The organism is Peribacillus sp., from assembly GCF_059453735.1.
Window position 1 is genome coordinate 1 of record NZ_JAZVJO010000039.1, and the last position, 20,596, is coordinate 20,596.

21 protein-coding genes and 6 pseudogenes are annotated in these 20,596 nt (G+C 36.7%); 10 read left to right on the plus strand and 17 right to left on the minus strand.

Annotated elements, in window-relative coordinates; translation table 11 throughout:
* Positions 1 to 465 (plus strand): cysteine hydrolase family protein (locus AC52RT_RS01115; RefSeq protein WP_495539050.1); only part of this gene is annotated, 465 nt, incomplete at its 5' end.
* Between the two features lie 217 nt (positions 466 to 682).
* On the opposite strand, the pseudogene AC52RT_RS01120 reads toward AC52RT_RS01115, so the two are convergent.
* The 4 genes and pseudogenes from AC52RT_RS01120 to AC52RT_RS01135 all read right to left on the minus strand — a co-directional run.
* Positions 683 to 1,174 (minus strand): annotated as a pseudogene (locus AC52RT_RS01120) (IS1595 family transposase); the annotation flags it as partial.
* Between the two features lie 68 nt (positions 1,175 to 1,242).
* On the minus strand, positions 1,243 to 1,533 hold the full coding sequence (locus tag AC52RT_RS01125) for a YxcD family protein (RefSeq protein ID WP_495539051.1): 291 nt from the start codon (positions 1,531 to 1,533) through the stop codon (positions 1,243 to 1,245).
* The gene (locus AC52RT_RS01130) at positions 1,521 to 1,964 is read right to left on the minus strand and encodes a hypothetical protein (protein ID WP_340850139.1); all 444 of its coding nucleotides are present in this window, start codon (positions 1,962 to 1,964) and stop codon (positions 1,521 to 1,523) included. The genes AC52RT_RS01125 and AC52RT_RS01130 overlap by 13 nt, the downstream gene beginning before the upstream one ends.
* Before the next feature lie 692 nt (positions 1,965 to 2,656).
* Positions 2,657 to 3,499, minus strand: a complete 843-nt coding sequence (locus AC52RT_RS01135; RefSeq protein WP_495539052.1) for an aldo/keto reductase — start codon at positions 3,497 to 3,499, stop codon at positions 2,657 to 2,659.
* 148 nt (positions 3,500 to 3,647) lie between these two features.
* Here AC52RT_RS01135 and AC52RT_RS01140 point away from each other — a divergent pair, with 148 nt between their 5' ends.
* Positions 3,648 to 5,456 (plus strand): M3 family oligoendopeptidase, encoded by a 1,809-nt coding sequence (locus AC52RT_RS01140; protein WP_495539053.1) that lies wholly within the window; start codon positions 3,648 to 3,650, stop codon positions 5,454 to 5,456.
* A 242-nt stretch (positions 5,457 to 5,698) separates the two neighbouring features.
* Here AC52RT_RS01140 and AC52RT_RS01145 read toward each other — a convergent pair whose 3' ends face one another.
* Positions 5,699 to 7,027, minus strand: a complete 1,329-nt coding sequence (locus AC52RT_RS01145; RefSeq protein ID WP_495539054.1) for a 6-phospho-beta-glucosidase — start codon at positions 7,025 to 7,027, stop codon at positions 5,699 to 5,701.
* A 299-nt stretch (positions 7,028 to 7,326) separates the two neighbouring features.
* Between AC52RT_RS01145 and AC52RT_RS01150 the strand changes: the two genes are divergently transcribed.
* Positions 7,327 to 8,064 (plus strand): MurR/RpiR family transcriptional regulator, encoded by a 738-nt coding sequence (locus AC52RT_RS01150; protein WP_495539055.1) that lies wholly within the window; start codon positions 7,327 to 7,329, stop codon positions 8,062 to 8,064.
* Positions 8,065 to 8,182: 118 nt separating this feature from the next.
* Here AC52RT_RS01150 and asnA read toward each other — a convergent pair whose 3' ends face one another.
* The 3 genes and pseudogenes from asnA to AC52RT_RS01165 form a co-directional block, all read right to left on the minus strand.
* A complete protein-coding gene (gene asnA, locus AC52RT_RS01155; protein WP_495539056.1) occupies positions 8,183 to 9,196 on the minus strand; it encodes an aspartate--ammonia ligase in 1,014 nt (337 codons plus the stop codon).
* 308 nt (positions 9,197 to 9,504) lie between these two features.
* Positions 9,505 to 9,786, minus strand: coding sequence for a hypothetical protein (locus AC52RT_RS01160; RefSeq protein WP_495539057.1), 282 nt, complete (start codon positions 9,784 to 9,786; stop codon positions 9,505 to 9,507).
* Between the two features lie 164 nt (positions 9,787 to 9,950).
* A pseudogene (locus tag AC52RT_RS01165) lies at positions 9,951 to 10,136 on the minus strand (cation/H(+) antiporter); the annotation flags it as partial.
* Between the two features lie 126 nt (positions 10,137 to 10,262).
* On the opposite strand from AC52RT_RS01165, the gene AC52RT_RS01170 reads away from it, so the two are divergent.
* Together AC52RT_RS01170 and AC52RT_RS01175 are read left to right on the plus strand one after the other, a co-directional pair.
* On the plus strand, positions 10,263 to 11,591 hold the full coding sequence (locus AC52RT_RS01170) for a polysaccharide biosynthesis protein (protein ID WP_495539058.1): 1,329 nt from the start codon (positions 10,263 to 10,265) through the stop codon (positions 11,589 to 11,591).
* 190 nt (positions 11,592 to 11,781) lie between these two features.
* Complete coding sequence (locus AC52RT_RS01175; RefSeq protein ID WP_495539059.1) at positions 11,782 to 11,934, plus strand: DUF3934 family protein; 153 nt, start codon at positions 11,782 to 11,784, stop codon at positions 11,932 to 11,934.
* A gap of 106 nt (positions 11,935 to 12,040) precedes the next feature.
* Here AC52RT_RS01175 and mgrA read toward each other — a convergent pair whose 3' ends face one another.
* On the minus strand, positions 12,041 to 13,033 hold the full coding sequence (gene mgrA / locus AC52RT_RS01180; RefSeq protein ID WP_495539060.1) for an L-glyceraldehyde 3-phosphate reductase: 993 nt from the start codon (positions 13,031 to 13,033) through the stop codon (positions 12,041 to 12,043).
* A gap of 340 nt (positions 13,034 to 13,373) precedes the next feature.
* On the opposite strand from mgrA, the gene AC52RT_RS01185 reads away from it, so the two are divergent.
* The 4 genes and pseudogenes from AC52RT_RS01185 to AC52RT_RS01200 all read left to right on the plus strand — a co-directional run bounded on the left by AC52RT_RS01185 (position 13,374) and on the right by AC52RT_RS01200 (position 14,728).
* Positions 13,374 to 13,529: a hypothetical protein gene (locus AC52RT_RS01185; RefSeq protein WP_495539061.1), complete on the plus strand. Its 156-nt coding sequence runs from the start codon at positions 13,374 to 13,376 to the stop codon at positions 13,527 to 13,529.
* A gap of 275 nt (positions 13,530 to 13,804) precedes the next feature.
* Entirely contained in the window at positions 13,805 to 14,254 is a 450-nt protein-coding gene (locus tag AC52RT_RS01190; RefSeq protein WP_495539062.1) for a tyrosinase family protein, read from the plus strand.
* Positions 14,255 to 14,394: 140 nt separating this feature from the next.
* Positions 14,395 to 14,511: pseudogene (locus tag AC52RT_RS01195) on the plus strand (tyrosinase family protein); the annotation flags it as partial.
* Between the two features lie 25 nt (positions 14,512 to 14,536).
* Entirely contained in the window at positions 14,537 to 14,728 is a 192-nt protein-coding gene (locus AC52RT_RS01200; RefSeq protein ID WP_495539069.1) for a hypothetical protein, read from the plus strand.
* Positions 14,729 to 14,807: 79 nt separating this feature from the next.
* Here the strand turns inward: AC52RT_RS01200 and AC52RT_RS01205 are convergent, their stop codons facing one another.
* From AC52RT_RS01205 to AC52RT_RS01225, 5 genes and pseudogenes are all read right to left on the minus strand, one after another.
* Positions 14,808 to 15,716 (minus strand): phosphotransferase family protein, encoded by a 909-nt coding sequence (locus AC52RT_RS01205; protein WP_495539063.1) that lies wholly within the window; start codon positions 15,714 to 15,716, stop codon positions 14,808 to 14,810.
* Positions 15,717 to 16,052: a hypothetical protein gene (locus AC52RT_RS01210; RefSeq protein WP_495539064.1), complete on the minus strand. Its 336-nt coding sequence runs from the start codon at positions 16,050 to 16,052 to the stop codon at positions 15,717 to 15,719. It abuts the gene before it with no gap.
* Between the two features lie 111 nt (positions 16,053 to 16,163).
* Positions 16,164 to 16,616 (minus strand): GNAT family N-acetyltransferase, encoded by a 453-nt coding sequence (locus AC52RT_RS01215; protein WP_495539068.1) that lies wholly within the window; start codon positions 16,614 to 16,616, stop codon positions 16,164 to 16,166.
* Between the two features lie 137 nt (positions 16,617 to 16,753).
* Positions 16,754 to 17,272 (minus strand): annotated as a pseudogene (locus AC52RT_RS01220) (BclA C-terminal domain-containing protein); the annotation flags it as partial.
* A 2-nt stretch (positions 17,273 to 17,274) separates the two neighbouring features.
* Positions 17,275 to 17,637, minus strand: a pseudogene (locus AC52RT_RS01225) (transporter substrate-binding domain-containing protein); the annotation flags it as partial.
* A gap of 251 nt (positions 17,638 to 17,888) precedes the next feature.
* On the opposite strand from AC52RT_RS01225, the gene AC52RT_RS01230 reads away from it, so the two are divergent.
* Positions 17,889 to 18,149, plus strand: a complete 261-nt coding sequence (locus AC52RT_RS01230) for a hypothetical protein (protein ID WP_495539065.1) — start codon at positions 17,889 to 17,891, stop codon at positions 18,147 to 18,149.
* A gap of 63 nt (positions 18,150 to 18,212) precedes the next feature.
* Here the strand turns inward: AC52RT_RS01230 and AC52RT_RS01235 are convergent.
* The 3 genes and pseudogenes from AC52RT_RS01235 to AC52RT_RS01245 all read right to left on the minus strand — a co-directional run bounded on the left by AC52RT_RS01235 (position 18,213) and on the right by AC52RT_RS01245 (position 20,520).
* A pseudogene (locus AC52RT_RS01235) lies at positions 18,213 to 18,570 on the minus strand (cell wall hydrolase).
* A 106-nt stretch (positions 18,571 to 18,676) separates the two neighbouring features.
* Entirely contained in the window at positions 18,677 to 19,519 is an 843-nt protein-coding gene (locus AC52RT_RS01240) for an STAS domain-containing protein (protein ID WP_495539066.1), read from the minus strand.
* Positions 19,520 to 19,704: 185 nt separating this feature from the next.
* Entirely contained in the window at positions 19,705 to 20,520 is an 816-nt protein-coding gene (locus AC52RT_RS01245; RefSeq protein ID WP_495539067.1) for an MBL fold metallo-hydrolase, read from the minus strand.
* Positions 20,521 to 20,596: the final 76 nt, after the last annotated feature.

The following is a 20,596-nucleotide window of genomic DNA, read 5'->3' on the forward strand; positions in this document are numbered from 1 at the left end:
GATATTCAAAATGACATAACAAAGAATTACAAAGAAATCATTGACAATATCAACAAATCAATTGATTGGGCGGTCGAAAATAATATTCATGTTGTTTATATAAGACATGAGAATTTGTCCCCTGGTACGAGAACTTTTAAAACAGGTACACTAGGTGCAGAATTAGCTCCAGATTTGAAAATAGTATCAGAAAATGTTTTTACAAAATATAAAGGAAACGCGTTAACGAGTGAAGAATTCACAGACTTTATTAGTATAAATGAAATAGACGACTTCTACATCACTGGAGCGGATGCTGTTGCTTGTGTTAAGTCAACTTGCTATAACTTACGTAAATCAAACTATGGGGTTAGTGTACTATCAGATTGCATTACCAGTTATGATAAAAAGAAAATTGATGGTATGATAGACTATTATGAAAGTAAAGGGTGCGAGATAATTTGTTTGAATGACTTAGTGATTTAAAAATTTTTTTAGGTTCATTTAATCGTCCATAGGTAGTTTTAGCATACTGCTTCGCTCCGCTTAAAGCATCAATACGTACTACTCGATAATTAAAGAATAATTTTTTGGATAAGTTTCTGAACTAATGCACTTAAACATAAGGGTGCTTTAGTAAAAAATAGACATCGCAATGAGCTTGGAGGTACATTTCCCAGCTCATTTTTAGTGCCCTTTTTATTTAGAATGCACAGTCTCTCAGCCTTAACTTGTCTTCGGTTTCCCATGTTCCATGAACACTTGCCAAGATAAGCATTTGTTTTTTCTTGCTTAAATCACTTTCCATTTTCCTATTGTCGAGGAATTGAAACCACACTAAATAAAGTTGTAAATACTTCGTAGAAACACCATTAAACCGACTTATCCATTTCTTTAAACGGGAAGGATAATTATTAATATTGTTGAGGTGGTAGATGCCTTTCTTTACATATTCTTTTTTACTTCCGTTTATGATGATGTGCTCCACATCGTTAGTAGATGTGTAAGATGTGTAAGAATTGTGCGCACCGGAAATAAGCACCGGATCACTCTTAAAATGCGATGTAAGCGTGGTATCAGTTTGTTCCATTAGAATCCTACCTGAACCTACTCGTTTCGAAAGAGTTGTTTTGTTTCGGTCTCTAGCTCTAGCTACCAAGACACAGACTTGTTCATTGGAAATACCTCTTTTGGTAACTTTAACATAGCCTAAAAATAAAAAGTCGAGTATAAAAAAAAGAGGCATAGCCTCTTTTCATCGATTTATTGGACGTATGCAATAATGCCTTCGTCATCATCTAATTTAAGTTCAATCTTGGCAGAAAATGGATCCCTATTCAGCTCATGCTCAATATAAAAGCGCAATGCTTCAATTATATTTGCTGTAATTAATATTTGAGATCTTCCATTTACATGTGCTTCAGCTGAGAACCCATAGTCATCATCAAACATTAATTCAATTTCAACTTGTTCTGGGCTTACTCGCCTTTTATCAGCTATATACACACAGAGTGAGTTAATGATTTCTTGTTCGGATATCTTTATCTTCTCCACGTTCCGTCTCCCTCATTTCTCGGGCGGTTATTACGCGTGAAAATCTTTTTAAGTAACCCGATAATAAGCACAATCACAAGTACATTCAATAATAATCCAAGAACGGATCCCATAGCGCCCATATTAGCCAGCATACTCCCGAATAATAAACCGGCGATACCGCCCAGCATCATGCTTTTCATAAATGAGCCTTTGTTAAATGAATTTGTTTTTGTCGTTTTGGCATTGCTGTTTGTAGATGATTTTTGTTTATTGACCGTTGATTTATTTTGGTTGAAATTCGAACGATTGTTATTGGAATTAAAAGATTTTTTCCCTGAACGATATGATTTTGCACTCACTTCATGTGTAGGCTCTACAAAGGTATGCTCCGCAATCGGTGCAAACACAAAGGTAACCAACATAAAAGCAGTTAACAACTTCTTTAACAAAATAATTCCTCCTGTGATATTCTAGTATAGTTTTTTTGTTAAACTAAGTTTCCCATATTTATATTTACGAATCAAGCATAAAGAAGTTTCACCAAGTTACATTTTTTCTTTAAAAATCCTAAGTACCATTACAAATTGGAGTTTTCTGCTCAAAATACTCATTTGTATATTTTTTAAATAAACTCAAAAAACCCCGTTCACAATGACGGTGCAAGATAATCCTTATTTAACCAATACTAATTTAATTATTATAGTGCCGCTAATTCACCATTCGTTGTTATCGCATAGTAAAACACGTTAAGATGTTTCAACTATAAAACATACTTTTCAATGTTCACACCGGTCACAACGATCCCCTATTTCATAGTTTTGATACAATGGAAGCACCTTTACAATATTCATTTACTATTGGTACATCTGGCGACTAATGTTGTGAGGAAGTTCAGCAAACTTAAAAAATTTTAATTCTTGAACTTCCTTAACATCCCTTTTCATTTCCCCCTCGTAATCACTGCATATGTAGGCAGATATCACATTATATACCACATCACCATGAGGATATGTATAGCGAAAGTTTTCTCCTGAGTAAACATTGAGCTTCCCACTATTTTTCTTAATACCTTAATATAGCTCATATAACACCTCTAAAAAAAGAAGGTACAAAATACCTTCCTTTTCTCTCAACCTATTTATTAAAATTCTTCATATACGGCCGGATCTTGATTAGCAATTCTGCCATCAGGACGTGTTAATTTTGAAATCATATTCATTTCTGTTTCATCTAATTTAAAGTCGAAGATTGAGATATTTTCAAGCTGATGTATGGGTGAAGCTGATTTTGGTATGGAAATGGCACCTAGCTGATAATGCCAGCGCAATACAATTTGCGGGATGGTTTTATGATGATGTTCAGCAATCGTTTGAAGCGTATCAATCTCTAAATCTTTATATCCTCGTGTAAATGGGCTCCATGATTCTGTAGCGATATTATGTTCTTCATGGTAGTTTCTTTGCTCTGCCTGATTGAAGAATGGATGCAATTCAATTTGGTTAATGCTTGGCTTAACACCTGTTTCTTTTTCTAAACGGTCAAGATGTTCAGGTAGGAAATTACAAACACCAATAGAACGAATAAGTCCCCATTTTTTCGCATCAATCAATGCCTGCCAAGCTTCTACATAGTGATCCTGTTTTGGATTAGGCCAGTGAATGAGATATAAATCATAGTAATCTAAATTAGCCCTAAATAAAGATTCTTGGATAGTAGCTACCGCTTTATCATAGGTTTGAAAACGGCCTGGCAGCTTAGTCGTTATTTTTAATTCATGTCTAGGAACAGAACTACGTTTAACCGCTTCCCCTACAGTTCCTTCATTTTCATAATTATAAGCAGAATCAATTAAGCGATACCCCGTTTCAATTGCGCTTTGTATAGCGTTCACACCATTCATTCCCTTGAGTGGATATGTACCAAAACCTATGACTGGTAATGTCATTCCATCATTTAATGTAACCTCTGGAATTGATTTATTCATAACTAACCACTCCCTTCCATAATAGTATAAGATTATCACAAATTTTAAATAATTTCATAATTGCGACTTTCGAGGACCTTATAAAGGAATTTCCCATATACTAGCCGAATTGATAGGTAAGAAAAGGATGAAATATAAGGAGACCTAAATGGAACAAATAATGAATCAAAATTGGGATTTGGCATGGCTTTATCCTGATGAAACCATGTCAAACAAACTAATAGAACTTAGAGCCGAACTGAATATGACAATTGAAACCTTGTCTAAAAATCTTAAACACTTGAATCGTTCACCAGGAATAATAAACCTGTCAAAGTTAGTGGAAATTATTCAACGTACACAATACGTTCAGATTGGTTCGGAAGAATTTGATGATTTACTAATATGTATATATGCTCAAAATACCAACAATACCGAGATTATCGGATTATTAGATCATAGTACGGTTATTAAATCAAAGCTTCAATCCTTCCAACTCGAGTTAAATCTTACCTTGGGCAATCTCTCAGACGACCTATGGGATGAACTTTTACGTTTATCAGAAATTGAACCAATATCATTTTTTCTACTAGAATGCAGGAATAAAGGAAAAAATCAGCTGCCTTTAGAAATAGAAAGATTAATTAGCTCTCTTTCTATTAATGGAATCAAAGGGTGGGAGCAACAACACGAACAAATGCTGACCCAATTAAGAATCCCACTAAAGATGGATGGAGAGACAAAAGATGTTTCTATTGGACAAGCATTAAATGAAGCCATTTATTCCAAAAACCTATTGCTCCGCCACGACGCTGCACTGGCAATTAAACAAATCTGTGAAAAAAATGCCGACTTATTCGCTTCTGTATTAAACAGAATAGCTGGTTTCCGTCTTACAATTTATGAGCAACGCGGCTGGGATAGCCTTTTGAAAGAATTATGTCTTCAAAATCGGATTATGGACGAAACACTTCACACGATGCTTACTTCCATCAATCAACATAAGGAACTTATACAATCTTACATACAACGAAAAATCGAACTCAGTCAAATAAAAAATCCCAGCTGGTATGATTTAGAATCGCCGTATTTTACCGTTGCAGTAAAGGTTCCCTATCATGATGCAGTATCCCTTATTATTGAACAATTTCGGACGTTTAGTGATTCATTAGGGAAATTTGCAGAAGAAGCTTTTGAAGCGAACTGGATTGAAACGGAAAACCGTCCAGGCAAAGCGGAGGGTGGTTTCTGTGCATCGTTCCCACTTTCCAAGCAAAGTAGGATCTTTTTAACGTATCGAGAGAATTACCAAGATGTTATAACGATAGCGCATGAATTGGGGCATGCTTACCATAATTATATTCTGCATGAAGAACCAGCTTATGCGCAGCAAAAAGGGACAAGTTTGGCAGAAACTGCTTCAACCTTTATGGAAAACTTGGTAGTGGATGCGGTGATTAAACAAACCACATCAAAGGAAGAAAAACTAGCTTTACTTGAAATGAAAATCTCCAATGGTCTTAAATATGTTGGTACGATTCCGAATATGTTTAAGTTCGAGCAAGAATTCTACGAAAAGCGAAAAACGAACCTAGTAACCACTGAAGAAATCAACACCTTACTCTCTAAAGTAGAAAATGAACTATATGATGGTTTAATTGAAGATTTGGCAGTGTATAAATGGATGTACATTTCTCATTTTTATAACGCAGAAAAGGCTTTTTATAATATTCCTTACACCATAGGCTATCTGTTTAGTAACGGCATTTATGAAAGATTGAAGAAAAGTGACAATGGCGTCGAGCAATTAGACGAATTATTGCGAAGCTCAGGCAGAATGACAGTAGAACAGCTCGCTGAAAGATATTTAGGAGAAGATGCAACAAAAGCTACGTTCTGGGATGCATCCCTGCAGCCTTTAAAGGACGCGATTGAAGAGTATTTATACTTAACGGAAGATATTAAAATAAATAAATGAAAAATCAAATGTTAGCTTATAAACTCTGAAACTACTATAATCATCAGCCCACAAATGTAATTTGTGGGTTTTAATATTTTGATGTTTTTGAGAATCCCAAGTTTTTCCTTAAAGGTCACAACTTGAATCATTCATTGAGTCGTAGGAGTAAAGCTAGACATCTCCTTTAGGAATAGGTAAACCACCAAGTGCGACAAAAAAGTAGAGTCAACGAAGACTCTACTCATGATAATATATACTAGTTATACTTTCACTGCCTGTGCGAATTGGGGAAGATATTCTTTATGAGCTGCTAACATTTCATCTAATATCTGTTTAGCCACTTTATCAGAATGGACAAGCGGGTTGATAGTCATGGCAAGTAAGGCTGTTTGATAATCACCTGTCACCGCTGCTTCTGATGCGACTCGTTCGAAACTCTTAATTTGCTGGACCAGTCCTCTAGCCGCAACTGGTATGTCACCTACTGCAATAGGTACCGGTCCTTCTTTAGTAATTACACAATTCACTTCAACAGCCGAATCGTTTGGAATACTAGCAATGGCCCCGTTATTTCTTGTATTAACTGGTTGGATATCATGTTTATCATTATATATTGAGTTTATAAGACTACAAGCTGCATCACTGTAAAAGGCGCCTCCACGTTTTTCTAATTGCGGCGGTTTGATATCTAGTTCTGGATTCTTATAAATCTCGAAAAGTTCATGTTCTAATTTTTGTACTACTTCGGCTCTTGTTCCGACAGTTTCGGCTGCTTCAATTTCCTCGGTAAGCATCTCACTGGTTTTATAATAATAGCGATGGTAACCACAAGGAATGACACCTAATGCTTTTATGAAATCTGGTTCCCATGCTAAACCAGAAATATTTTTCATCGTCATTTCATTACTAGGGTCCGTCATTCTTTCGATAACAGAATCAAGAATACTGACTCCATCTAAGTATACATTTAAACCGAACACCATATGATTAAGGCCAGCAAAATCAACATGTATTCGACTTGGCTCAACATCCATGGCTCTCGCAATCCCCATTCTCATTCCGATTGGGACATTACATAAACCGACGACCTTCTTGATGTTGCTATATCGCAATACAGCCTCCGTTACCATACCAGCTGGATTCGTAAAGTTTACAAGCCATGCATTTGGACATAATTCTTCAATATCTTTACATATTTCTAAGATAACCGGGATTGTCCGTAATCCTTTAAATAATCCACCTGGACCATTCGTTTCCTGTCCGATTACTCCATATTTAATGGGTATTCTCTCGTCTTTTGCACGTGCGTCCAATAAACCAACACGGAATTGCGTGGTAACAAAATCCGCATCCTTTAGCGCTTCTCTTCTATCTAGTGTTAGATGTACAGCGATGGGAACACCTGCTTTTTGAATCATCCTCTTCGCAAGGTTTCCAATAATCTCTAATTTCTCCTTACCATCCTCAATATCGACTAACCAAAGTTCCGATATTGGAAGTTCATCATATCTTTTTATAAATCCTTCAATTAATTCGGGTGTATAGCTCGATCCTCCACCAATAGTTACAATTTTAATTCCTTTTGACATTTTGCACCTCCAAGTTTTTATCTTGCCTAATTACTGATTGAAAGGCTGCTTTCAGGTATTGCATATACCCTGTTACTTGAAAAGCTGCATCCATAGAAGGAAATATAAAACACCTTTCTCTCGTCTTAAGAACAATTGTACGCGCTTTCAGTAAAAAAGTACGCAATAAGGAGCTTTTAGAAAGTTTTATCGTTTAAAGTAATTTGTTACATCTTTGGAACACCCTGTTTTTATTAACTAGTTATGATAAGATTCATTTATACCAGTTATTACTAAATTTGTGGAAGGAGGAACCTAATATGTTTTCGAACGAAGAGATTGCTTCATTAAATGATTTAGAATTTTCCTTATATAACTACGTTACGAGGAATAGTGAAAAGGTAATCTATATGCGAATTCGAGAACTTGCGGATAATACGCATGTTTCAACCTCCTCTATTTTACGTTTTTGTCGAAAATTAAATTGTGAAGGGTTTTCAGAATTTAAAGTAATGTTAAAACTCCATCTAAACCGTTTAGAAAACACCACCTTAAAATCCACCAAACATTACCTCTCAGAGTTTATGGAGCGAACAATGAAAGGGAATTTCGAGTCTTACATAGAAGAAACGGCTGAATTAGTTGGAAAGTCTAATAAAGTCGTCTTTATCGGCACAGGAAGTTCTGGAATATTAGCTGAATTTGGTGCTCGATACTTCTCGGGTTTAGGGAAATTTTCTTCATTTATTAAAGATCCTTACTACCCAATAAACAGCACTGAACTGAACGACACCACCGTAATAATCTTATCTGTTTCTGGAGAAACCGATAACACGATAAAATTGGCTAAGTTATTTAAAGATAGAGGCAGCAGGATCGTTAGTATTACAAACTCTAAAAATTGTACAATAGCAAACATGTCAGATATTAATATTGCTTACTATGTAACTGAAGTACAACTAAATGAAACCAATATCACTACACAAATCCCTGTCATCTATATAATAGAGGAAACTGCACACGTCATTCGTAAAAACAGCCAGCAAAAGACTTTATAATGATTATGGTCCTGCTCGTATCTTTCTGCATCTTAACTATCTCGTCTTAAATATATTTTCAATAAAAAAAAAAAAACAGACCTAGAAGTATATCTACTTCTTGGTCTGTTAAAAAACCCTATAATAGTTGTATATTATTATCTTTACATTCATTCAACACTTTCTCGTTCCAAACCGACGCTTGAACTTCACCAATATGAGCTTTCTTTAAGAGAAACATGCATAATCTTGACTGACCGATTCCTCCTCCGATGGTATAGGGTAGTTCTCCATTCAGTAAGGACTTATGATATTGCAACTCTTTGCGATCCTCATTGTTTGCAACCTTTAATTGTTCCAACATGGTTTTTTCGTCTACTCTAATCCCCATTGATGATACCTCAAACGAGCTTTGTAAGAGGGGATTCCAAAAAACGATGTCTCCATTTAAGTTCCAGTCATCGTAATCCGGTGAACGTCCATCATGCTTTTCTCCTGATTTCAGTTCACCCCCAATTTGCATGACAAACACGGCTCCATGTTTTTCTGTAATTGCATCTTCCCTTTGCTTAGGGGAAAGAGCCGGATACATTTCCTCGAGTTCAAACGTTGTTACAAAATGAATGTGTTCTGGTAATATCGGTGTAAGTAACGGATTAAATTTATATAAATAGTTTTCGACTGCTTTCATTGCTTCATAAATTTTTAGGACTTCAGTTCTTAGTGTAGTTAAATTACGTTGTTCTTTTGTAATGACTTTTTCCCAATCCCACTGATCGACGTAGATGGAGTGAAGATTATCTAGTACCTCATCTCTTCTAATCGCCTTCATATTCGTGTAAAGCCCCTCACCTACCATAAAATTATAGGTATGCAGCGCCATTCTTTTCCACTTTGCTAAAGATTGAACTAATTGAATGTGTGAAGGCTCAATATCTAAAGCGTCGAACGTTATAAAACGTTCAACTCCATTTAAGTTATCATTTAGTCCCGTCCCTTCCAATAACAACAACGGAGCAGAAACTTCCATTACGTTAAGCGCTTCTGAAAATTCTTCTTCAAAAAGTTCTTTAATCACCTTTATGCAAATTTCTGTACGCCTTACATCCAATAAAGACTGATATGCATTCGGTAGTGTCAACGTTTTAGTCATTTTAAAATCCTCCAAATCTTTATTCTTTTCATCTCACAAAAAAACATTCTCAATTTTCATATGGGTAAATAACTAAAATTACTTTATGAATCATTCCGTTTTTTGTGACAATGAGCAGAATTTAATGAGTATTGCTGCTTGTTGCTATGACGATGGTTGATAACTCACTGCTTTATATTTGGAGTTTTTTGTAAGGGAGAGATTGGGGAAAGAAACACGTTATGAGGCAGGTAATGCGACGACAGAAGTCAAGCCTAGTCAAAATCTAAATACGCAGTAAGTAGTGATTGTTATATGTTAGGGGTTCTTCAACTCAAACCGTCACCTGTTCCATCTTCGTCAACAAACCAAATACTATTATATTTTCCACTTTCATTATGAATCACTGCAAACTTAGTGTCGATTGGTGAACCACTTTCATATGCAGTGTTCTCAAAGGATTCATTGCCCATTTGTGCACTCATATTTATAAACCTTTCTAGCCGCTCCTCAGATAGTTTATTAAAACAATTAGGACATTTCCAAAACTCATCTATTTTCATAAAATACTCATTACAATTATCACAAAGTAATTTTTTTGTTAAGTCCATTTCAAAGCCTCCTCTTCCTCATCTAAAAGATTAATTATGCTGAATTTCTTGTTAAATGTGTCTTATATACAATAACTAGTTTACCCAAAATTAAACAAAAGATAAGCATCCCAAAATTCGTTTGTTTCTAACGAATTTTGGGATGCTTTATCAACCTGAAATTTCTATTTTTTCTTCTCTGCTTTATCTCTCCATCTAAATACCATGTTAAGAAACTTATACACGCTTTTACTTTCTTTTGTCAAAAGCGGGCTTAATATAGCCAAGATTAGAACGTACAGAGCCTTAAATGGTGTTAATATTGGGCTTAATCCTGCTGTTATTCCTAAGTTAGCAACAAAATTGAAAAAAGTATATTTATGTAATCTTTTTATATACTAATCATTTAACTCTCAATCATTATAATGTTGAGACATCAATGAATATTCCACGGCCTGTCTCATACCTTATATAAACACCGAGGAGGAGAGTTGCCAATGCGGGGGTTCTACAAAGGGACGATTATTTTGGTTATTGCCGCTTTTTTCGGGGAATGTGTAGAATTTCTAATAAATATGATTCTTGCCCGTGAATTACATGAAGAAGGCATGGGGCAATACATGTCACTTTTACCCATCTTCTTCTTGATCTATGTGCTCGCGAGCCTGGAATTACATATTTCTGTTTCTAAATTTGTTGCAGAAAACAAACCATCCCTGCATTTCAATTTACTTATTCATGCATTAAAAATGGCTGCCGTCGTGGGCTTGGTTATCTGTGCAATTATGCCGATTATTCTTACCTTTTTGCCATTAATGGATCGATATCACCCACATATAAAATGGCTGTTTGTTGGTTTAATCCCCATCGTGGCTTTCTCATCCATCGCGAGAGGATATTTTATGGGTGTTCAGCAAATGAGTAAGATTGCGTTATCGAACTTTTTCAAAAAAATATTTCAATTTGGTTTGCTGCTTCTCATTTTTTCATTATTTCAGTATAACCAAAAGGACTCTTTACTCATGGCTTTCTATGTATTAATTGGGAGTGAATTCTTAGTATTTATCTACTTATTCAGCCTTTTCACGGTTCATTTACGAGTAATGAAAAGAAGTTCACACACCCTTTCATCAGGAAAAGAAGCACGAAAAAAACTGCTTGAGGTATCGCTACCCACGATGGGTTTGAGAATTTTTCATGCCATTACGAATGCCATCCAGCCTTTTCTAATTCATGCTGCCTTACTCTCCGCCGGTTTTGGAGCCGTGTTAGCGACTGAACATTTCGGAATGTTGACGGGTGTGGCGATGACGATTGGTTTTTTTCCTGCTTTTATTGCACATTCCTTAATGATTATGCTGATTCCTAACGTCTCTGAGGCCTATAACAAGAGAGATAAAGAGAAACTTCGCAACCTCTTACAGAAATCAATATCGGTTACGATCCTTTATGGTGTTCCTTCAATTGTTATTATTTACTTATTTGCGGAACCTTTAACGTCACTGTTTTTTTCTTCGACATCCGCTTCTCTTTACTTAAAATTATTATGTCCCTATTTTCTCTTTCATTTTTTTATTATTCCAATGCAAGCCTATTTAATTGGATTAGGTTTAGTAAAAGATGCATTTGTACACACTGTGTGGTCACATATAGTTGCATTTATTCTTATGTTCATTCTTGGTTCACAGCCGGCGTTCAACATGGAAGGAATTATAATCGGCATGAATACTGGTGCTGTTTTAATAACCCTTATGCATTACGTAACCATATGCCATAAAATCGGCATCAACCTTTGGCTGACAAAATCGAAGCAAAATGTTTATTAATTAACAGTCCTTTTTATCGTTTTATTGGGGCTGTGCGTAAACAGTGATATAATGAAACCTTAAGAATAAAATTCTGTACATATTGAATAAGCTGTAGTATATTTCAACATGCTTAGAACATGTAAGCACGCCATAAAGAGATAAAGCTAACCAACAATATACAGAGTAACAACACAAATGGAGTGATTTTATGGGAAAAGCTAAAGCAAAGAAACCAACTGGCGGAACTGGTCGTGGAACAGGGAGTAAAGGTTGGAATAGATGGAAAGCTGGAGCTAACAAAGCAAAAAGTGCTAAACCTTATACGAGTAAAGCGAATAAGGATAATGACAAAACTGAGTAATATAAGTTGATTCGGCAGTGACATCCTGCAACTCATAAAAAACCCGTAGCAGGTTTTGTGTCTGTTTAAACAACAGACACAAGGCCATACATACGGGTTATTTTTGTTACCTTAATAGGATTCTTTCAATTCCCTCAAGTTCGTCTGAGGTAAAACTCAAATGATTTAAAGCGGCTACGTTTTCTTCAATCTGACTAACTTTACTTGCTCCAATTAAAGCGGATGTTACACGTCCTTCACGCAGGACCCAAGCAAGAGCCATTTGTGCCAAGCTTTGATTTCGTTCTCGTGCTATAGTATTTAATTCAGAAATTTTCATAATCAAATCTTCTGTGATCGCTTCTTCAGCTAATGCACCAGATGGTTTTGATGCTCTTGAATCGGCAGGAACTCCTGATAAATATTTATTCGTTAATAAACCCTGTGCCAATGGACAAAATGCTATCGAGCCTGTTCCGCTTTCATGCAAGACATCTTGCAGGCCATCCTCTATCCATCTGTTCAACATAGAGTAGTTTGGCTGATGAATGACTAACGGTGTGCCTAAGCTAGTCAAAATCTCAACGGCTTCTTTTGTTTGGTCCGCATCATAACTGGAAATTCCTACATACAATGCCTTACCTTGGCGAACAATTGAATCCAACGCACCCATGGTCTCTTCCATCGGGGTATTTGGATCTGGGCGGTGAGAGTAAAAAATATCAACATAATCAAGCCCCATACGCTTTAAGCTTTGATCAATACTTGCTGTTAAATATTTTTTAGATCCCCATTCTCCATAAGGGCCTGGCCACATATAATAGCCAGCTTTTGATGATATTATCATCTCGTCTCGATACGGAGCAAAATCCGTCTGTAAGATTTTCCCGAACATTTCTTCAGCTGAACCGGCAGGCGGACCATAATTATTAGCCAAATCAAAATGAGTGATGCCTAAATCAAATGCCTTTCTCAACATGTCTCTACCATTTTCAAACGTATCGACACCACCAAAATTATGCCATAATCCTAATGATATCGCTGGCAATTTCAAACCTGATTGTCCACACCGATTATATTTCATCGTTTCATAACGATTCGACGCCGCTTGATAGACCATGTTCTTTCCTCTTCTCCATGTATGTTTTATTGTAAACCCTTACAACAGTGTACTGTTTTTTGATCTGTAAATCTACTATTTCGTCTCTGAGAGTTAAACCTCGATAAACTTTACGAGATAAAGGAATTAGGCACGACTCACTTTGGAGACGAATCAATAAACGTAGGTGTCGTGTTTGCCGAAGACTAGACCAATCGTGCCTCGGAATACTGGCAGCGAGAAAAAATGAGTGATTTTTTCTTTATAAGAGGTATATAACTCAGAAATTCTTCCTAAATGGATGTAACGATTACTGAATATCGTTTATAATACAACAATAATCCTTTTAGGCGGTGATTCAATGAATGAATATAAAGTAACGGTAAAGAATGGCTCCTCCACTATTTTAGTAGAAGTTATTAAGGCGGAAGACGAACGAGACGTTTTAGGTACTCTTCTTCTCAGCAGTGAATTGTTTAACAAACCTTTTACAGACATCAGGATCTTATCCGTATAATTCCCTAATCATCAACCACCCCATTTCCTTAATGAGGTGGTTGTTCCCATTCTCTGTGTATTTTCCCCTGTAAGCTCACTGCCTATTTTTCCTTATTTCCGCTGATGTACTAGTTCATTTAGCGTCAAGTTGCTTAGTATATGTTAACGTTCCGTTTAACAACTAGACAGACTCTAAATTAGATACCTTACATGTCAGCTAAATATAAAGTTAGAAAAAATGTTATTCACCTTACCGATAATGAGAAAAAAGAGTAGGTATCCGCCGTTTTGAAATTGAAAGAAATAGGTGTTTATGATCGTTATGTAGCATGGCATACAGCGGGTGGGAAATTCCAAACTCCCCCAAGAAAAAATGAAAACGTAATGGCAGATGGACAAACTTCGCCCACATCTACTAACCCACATGCGTCGATGGGTCACGACAGCTCGAGCAGAACTCAATCGAATCAAGAGGATTCACCTGATCGAGACAGTAGTCCCCGCAATGCTGCTCATATGGGCTCTGTCTTTTTGCCATGGCATAGAGACTTTTTATTACGTTTTGAATCAGATCTTCAGAAAGTTTCTCCTAATATCGTTCTTCCGTACTGGGATTGGGCTACTGATGCTGCGTTAAAAGATCCTACTAAGTCGCCTATTTGGAGAAGTGATTTCATGGGGGGAAATGGAAACCCTGATAATGACTTCATTGTCGAGAGTGGTACTTTTGCAGCAGGAAAATAGGAAGTATTAGATGAAGATAGAAGTCTTGCAGGCAGCTTAAAACGTAATTTTCAAGGAGTGATCAATCCTTAACCTTACCAACTCGAGAAGATGTCCGCAACGTGTTATTGGTCACTCCATACGATACGCCACCTTGGGATATGACCAGTAATCCCAGTTTTCGAAATCAACTGGAAGGGTTTATAAATGGTCCTCAACTTCATAATCGAGTTCACGGTTGGGTTGGTGGTCATATGGGCTATGTTCCCACTGTCCCAAATGACCCGGTTTTCTTTTTACATCATGCCAATGTTGATCGATTATGGGCTATGTGGCAGATTATACATCCCGAGAAAAGTTACGTGCCAAGAAAAGGCGGGCTATACGGACCGAATGTTTCCATGGGATACTACGCCAAAAGATGTAATTAATCACCGAAGGTTAGGATACGTCTATGATGTTGAAATCGAAAGAGCGCGAAGGAAGAAACGTTGATGTGAACTTGATAAAAACACAGACTGTTAACGAACAGCTTGTGTTTTTCTTACTCTGTTGCATATTGCTTATGTATCCATTACTTATATCGATTCATTAAGCTTATTAAGTATTGTTCAGTGCGTTCAACCATCACTTCATTAGTCAAACCAGTAACACCAAAAACAGGCCATCCTGGATATACTTCTGGCGGGCCGCCATCTACTAGGGAAACCAAATCCCAATATGGATCATATGTAAACTCCGAACCACCATAAGTCTGGTAAGCAGTTAAGAACGCATCCGCAAAAGCAATACCATACAGCCTGGCAAGATTGAGGCGGCAGTGTCCAACATCAATACCCGCTGGCCCCCTGCAAGCATTAACCCAATCTACGACACCGCTGATTTTCCCATTTTTCCATAAAACATTAGTTGGATGATAATCCCGATGGATAAAACAAATCTTAGTTTCTGGCCGCTGTCCTCTCACAATTTCCAACAGCTTTTTCCATAGTTCCGGTTGACTCGACCACTTTGGGATACTTATGGTCTTTATATCATTATAAGAAAAATAGTTCCAAGCAAACTCGGCTGCTTCCACAGTATGAATTGCCGCTAAGGTTTTTGCCAGGTCATCTATCCATCCACCCATCTTAATGCCAGGCATTAAATCAACCTCCCCTTCAACCTTTGTCATTAAGACAGAAGGGATTCCACACTCACTCCCTGTTTCATCATAGGCAATGATCGCAGGAGAATTCGTCCTAGTTTTGGAAGCAATTCGAAGACTTTCTGCTTCGTGTTTTGCAAGGTCAGGCTCCTCTTCAAGCCAACTACGATTCGTAAATTGACGCAGTACATATTCTTGTATATCTCCTTGATTACTTAGTGAAAGACTATAGACATCCGAAGAAGTACTTCCAGGTAAGCGATGGATATCTTCTATATTTACTCGAGAATCTACTGAGGAGGTAATCCATTGCAGTAATTGATCCGGAAATTTCATTTACCCACTCCCTTTTTCTACTTTCTCTAAAAGTGAATAATCTTTGCTTTTAATTATTGGTATACCATTTCGTTGCGCAAACAAAGCCAATTCTTGAAACACGTTTTCAGGAGTAAAATGAATAATTCGAAGATTGAGCATTTGTTTATTTTCTAAAAACGCACGATGAGGATTAAGTTCATTTTTTCGAATAACTAGTGAAAGAAACAGTACCTGATAGGTAATCAGGCCATCCTCTATTCTTAATGTGAAATGAATAAACACTAATAGAAGCATAAGAAAGACTAGTGAAAGTTGAAGATACGCTAGTATTCCAAAGGGAAAATACAGAACCATAGACAGGACGTTGATAAACAGCAAAAAAATCAATTTCCCTCAATGGGTTTTTGCACTGAAGGTCAATCTACTCCCCTCCTACGTTATTCTACGAAATATGTATTGGTTTTCTTATATCGTTTGTGAGAGTCGAATCATATCTCTGCACAAAATACCGTTTTCTATGATTTCTTCTGCGTAGTGCTTTGTAAAAAAGTCAAAATCAACACCCGTTATTCTAAAACCGCATTTTTGGTAGAGAGCAAGTTGACCTATACTAGAATTCCCCGTCCCTATTTCAATTGTTTTATAGCCATTTTTCTTGGCTGTATTAATCGCATCTAGTACTAATCGTTTTCCTACCCCTTTGCCCTGATGAACTTCTTCAACAGAAACATTTATTAACTCTACCGTTTCAGGTCTTGTAGGCAGAAGTACATATATGCCAATGATGTGATTTCCATCTTCAGCAATAAAACACTCTCCCCTAGAGATATAGTCCTTCACTATTTTTGGGGATGGATCCGCTAATAATAATAAATGCATTGGAGGAATCTCACCAGCTCTTAGTTTTCTTATCAAAATTGTACTCCTAACTTTTTATTTTTATTTTACCAAATAAATACAGGGCAAATAAAGAACTATTTTCTTATAAGAACAACACCTGCAAAATGCAGGTGGCGTAGATACGGAAGAATATTTGACGCTCGTTAGTACATCCTTTAATTCAAGCGAATGATTGATAACGCAGCACCTAAGGATCCTCCACCTGTCAAAGTTACTGTTGCTATTAGTCCATAAAGCTGAAGTGAAATCGTATCACTTGCGTTTAAATTAGCAAACACATCATTATTATAACTTGATATAGAAAGTGCTGGGGTGATGATAGAACTAGGTATGGGGGGTGTCCATTTAATAACAATCTAGATCCCGCAAGAAGCGAAGCATTTGGATTTATTTGATAGGTCAAGTAATAACGACCTGTTACAGGGACAGAAAAAATTGTATTAACTCCATTAACCGTAAAAGTTCCTAAACTTTGATTAGTTGGAAGAGGAATGAGTGAGCCTCCGAGTATAACTAAAATTGTAGAACCTGTTGTATTAGATGCGTACATAGAATTTGCTGTAACGATTGGTCCAATTGCACCGGTTATTCCTGGTTGCCCCGGTTACCCCGGTTGACCCTGTTACTCCTGTTGCTCCGGTTACCCCGGTCGGTCCAGTTGACCCGGTTGACCCTTTATCTCTGTATTATCTTCAGTAACAAACACCTGAGCACCAGATCGGTAGTACGTATCGGTAAAATTAACTGCTTTCGCACGTTCTTCTGTAATCGTCATACTACCAATAATGGCATCATATTTTCTGGCTTGCAGGCCTTGAATAATTGTTTCCCATGGATTTGTAACTGGAACAGCCTTCATTCCCATTTTTTTAGCTAATGCTTGTCCAATCTCTACATCAAATCCTGAAAGCTTTCCATTTTCTTTATAATTAAAAGGTTTATAGACTCCACACATCGCATAGTGAAATTCTTTCTTTGAGTTTTTCGTGCCAGTTTCTTTTGAATCCCCACATCCAGCTAGTAAAAATATGAACGACAAAATAACCAACAAAGTAGATACCCATTACTTCTTCATGTTTCCTCTCCTTTCAGATTTTTACACTTAAGCTTCATGATCTTAACGTTCAACTGCGCTCCGAATCAACGTGAATGAAATATTTAGTAGTTTCATACCTAATTTTATTAAAATTAATGTTAGAATATACCGATACTGAACAATTTGAAAAACTATTTATAACTAAATTTTGTAAAATACAACCTACTATTCAAATTTTCGAGGAGTTGTTCTTAATGATTTTTACATCTGTCAAGAAAGAGAGTCTTTACGAATTATGTGATGTCTTTGAAGCATTTTTAATCGAACATGATATTATGTTTAAACATATGGATTTACGTGATGAAAACGGGATCATTTCTTTTATTTTTTGCAATGACCCAGAAAAAGCAAGATCCATAGAGTTCGAAGCCCAGCATTGTCTTGGCTTGGAGATGGAATATATTGCGGTCGAAATACTCGAACCCGTTCTGCCTAGATTAAGACTATTTAAATAAACAAAATCTTCATTACAAAAAAGAACGATCAAAAGCTGATTGACAAGCTCTTAATCGTTCTTTTTAAAATGTATTGTAAATGGCCTCACATTCTTCCAATGTCGGTTCATAGTAGCAATGGAGTTTGTACCATCCGACCGGCGGTTGACCATACTATGTTGGTGGAGTCACCCTGTGGCCTGTTAGACGGCCATCGCATTTCTTCATTAATAGTACGACGAGTAAGTCAATTTTCTCTTTCTCTTGGACAGTGATAAAAATAGCCTTTTTGAACAGCTTCAAAGGCATATTCTTGATAAACCATTTGAGGAATCGCCCACATGTTTTTAAAGTCAGAACAATCTCCTCTAATTCGATTAATTCCCACATTTCCGACCATCAGCATTCCCTGGTTAGAATCTCTTGCTTTTACAACAGCCATCAGCTCACCCCCGGTTTCTTCCTTTATCCTATTTCACGATGCTTGAAGAAGATAAATCACAAGGGAGATAAATACTCATTGAACTAGAGAAAAACCACTCTATTGGTTAACTAGTTCTAATGTTTGCTAATGCTTGTTTTAATGTACTGTATGTCGGAACATCACTCCAATCATGTCCAAATTGAATCGACGTTTGTGCAACTTCAGGGGAAATACCTGATATGTAGGTTTCTATTCCAAGCAGACTAAGGATTTGAATTAATTTAAACATTTCGTTAGCTACCCTTGTATCCATGATTGATACACCAGATACGTCAATGAACAGTTTATTTGTTTCCATTTCGGAACATTTTTGCGGCACAACTTCCAAAAAGGACTTAGCGCGGTAAGCATCTATATCTCCTACAATTGGTAAAACCGCTATCCCATCGACAAGGGGAATAACAGGTGTACTTAATTCAGTAATCAATAATTGCTGAGCGGCTAATTTTTTTCTAGACAGTACATAATATCTTTCGGTAAAAAGATGGATTAACTGATCAAAATTAGAATTATATAATGAACTCCAGTTAAGAATATGTTCAAGAGTCACAGACTCAGCATGCAGGTCAACAAACTGCTCTACATATTGCCAAATAACCGCTCTAGTTTTACTCAAAGCCTCTAAAACATGATGGATGGGTGATTTATGTTCTATTCTGCTTTGTGCAACCGATTCGGCCCAAATGATTAACTGTCCATTGAACAGACTACTCTCTTCTAAAAATGTATGGGCAATGGTCTTAATCGTCAAAGCATGTTGTTCCCGTAAGACCTGATCTATTTCAGGATTTTGGTTATTAGAATAAAAAGGACCAGAAAATTTTCTTTTCTCTTGAAACCACTCTTCTGTAATATCTCTTGAATGACTAATAATATACTCATAAAGTTGTTGGTTTATGGATGACAAATTAATTCCCTCTTCCTAACGTTGAAAACTGTAGTGTAGTAAATGAGTCGTTGTCTTTCGACTTCTTATTTTATATATTATCCTACAAGTTTATCCTTTATCTAGTTCGAATAACAGCAAACTCAATTATACATGTTCTAGTCAAAAAAACGTCAAAGGGATGTGCTCCATTTGCCTTTTCCAACTTATGTATTCGATTTATGGTGTAAGGAAGTGGCGGCTTCTGCACGCTCATTTATAATTGAGTTCACAATATGCAGAGAGTCCCATTCACCTGACGAAAATCGAGTGATAGGGTATTTTTTTGGGAAGAGCACATCATTGATTTCTTTCACAGTATTACCTTCATCGTGTAATTTTAGAATGTTATCTTGTAAATGAAGTAAGTAATCGAGCTTCCTTCTCAGCGCACCTTTGCCATCCTCAAGAAGCCCTGCATGACAACAAAACACGTCATTAAAGTCAAAAGTAAGCACGCGCTTCAACGAATCAATCAGAGTTGGAATACTTTCTTCTCGTAGTACAACCTTCGTACGCTCTTGGCAATACAGGTCACCGGTGAATAGCTGTCCTGTCTCTCTATTCAGAAATGCTTTATGATCTTTCGCGTGGCCTGGTGTATCAATAACATCCCATCTAGCAGTACGGGAAGTAATCGTTTCACCAATCGGTTCAGCCACAAAAGGACGGCGCTTGCCCCAAAACATCTTACGATACAGTGGATAGTCCGCCTTAGTTCGACAATATGGAATGGATAATTCATTCATAAATATTGGTTTTCCTAAGCCCTGAACATATGCCGCACCCCCTGTATGGTCCTCATGATAATGAGTAATCATCACTTGATCAAAATCTTGCCTGTCGATAAAAGGTCTAAATTCCTTGGCAAGTGATTGGGCACCTGTATCAATTAATATCCCATCTACCACAAAACAGTGTACATTTAAGCGGATGTTTTGAAAGGACGATTTTCCATTTCCAATGTGAACACCATTTTTCATTGATTCTTGAAATTTTTTTTGAAAAATAATGTCCTTTCACTCCTTTAACGATTCATTTTTATACAACTAGTTTACC